General features: G+C 45.4%; 1 protein-coding gene. It reads left to right on the plus strand.

The window, feature by feature from the left end:
- Positions 1-29 precede the first annotated feature (29 nt).
- Positions 30-524: a GNAT family N-acetyltransferase gene (locus tag R7R24_RS28305; RefSeq protein ID WP_005377068.1), complete on the plus strand. Its 495-nt coding sequence runs from the start codon at positions 30-32 to the stop codon at positions 522-524.
- The last annotated feature ends 88 nt before the right edge of the window (positions 525-612 follow it).

Below are 612 nucleotides of genomic sequence, written 5' to 3' on the forward strand. Positions count from 1 at the left end.
GGCGTTATGTGCTTATGAGGAAAATTGACATGGAAGTGATAGAGGCCAACCCTGATTTGGCCCCAATATTAGCGAGTTATGCGAAAGAATGCCTAGAATCGGGTATTCCAAAATATTCGGGTGTGGAGCAAGATCCGACAGCTTATTTGTCAGGTTTGGTCGAACGTTCAAAGGCAATCTCTGAGTTACCAAAGGGATATTTACCTAGCACAACTTACTACTGTGTATCGAACTCCGAAATTTTAGGTGCAGTCCGAGTTCGCAAAGGTACTAATGCCAACGTAGAAAATGTCATTGGTCATATTGGCTACGAAACTAGACCGTCAGCTCGTGGTAAGGGTGTAGCCTCATTTCTGCTTTCTTGGGTGCGAGACCATGTTGTCACTGATTCAGTTATTGTTACTTGCTCAATTGACAATCCCGCATCTCAAAAGGTCATCGAAAACTGTGGTGGTGAATACCTCGGTAACTACACAGATGAGATTGAGGGTACGGTAAGGCGCTACCGTTTAGCACGCACATAACAAAGCATTCAAGAGTGATTCGCAACGCTTGGCAGTTTCGCTTCGCTCAAGTATAGCCAAGCGCCGCTCACACCTTAATGCGGCGTTA

The organism is Vibrio sp. 704 (genome assembly GCF_033339295.1).